This window comes from Bradyrhizobium sp. SHOUNA76 (assembly GCF_023006445.1).
In the GTDB taxonomy this organism is placed as follows: Bacteria; Pseudomonadota; Alphaproteobacteria; order Rhizobiales; family Xanthobacteraceae; genus Bradyrhizobium.
Genome location: NZ_JALBHA010001150.1, coordinates 1 through 486 on the forward strand (window position 1 = coordinate 1; position 486 = coordinate 486).

General features: G+C 64.4%; 1 protein-coding gene. It reads left to right on the forward strand.

Going from position 1 to position 486, the window contains the following annotated elements; all coding sequences use genetic code 11:
• Window positions 1-486, forward strand: a 486-nt coding sequence (locus MOV74_RS40235) for a condensation domain-containing protein (RefSeq protein ID WP_246933113.1), incomplete at both ends; no start/stop codon positions are given.

The window sequence follows — 486 nt, forward strand, 5'->3', positions numbered from 1 at the left end:
GGGACGCCGATCGCGGGCCGGACGCGGCGCGAGCTGGAAGGGCTGATCGGCTTCTTCGCCAACACGCTTGCGATGCGCACGGACCTTTCGGGCGATCCGACCTTTCGCGAGCTGCTCCTGCGCGTGAAGGAGTCGGCGCTGGGCGCCTATGAGCACCAGGACCTGCCGTTCGAGCGGCTTGTGCAGGAGCTGCAGCCGGCGCGCGATCTCGCCCGTCATCCCGTCTTTCAGACCATGTTTGCGTTGCATATTGATCGAGGGAAGGGTTTCGAATTCGCTGGCCTGCGATCGAGCCGTGTGCCGCGCAACGACCCGCCGGCACAATTCGATGTCTCTCTGCGGCTGCGGGAGACCGTGACCGGACTGCAAGGCGCGTTCGAATACGCGACGGATATTTACGATGTATCGACGATCGAGCGCCTTGCGGAACGTTGGCGGGTGCTGTTGGAGGCGATTGCTGCCGATCCCGACGCGCGACTATCCGAG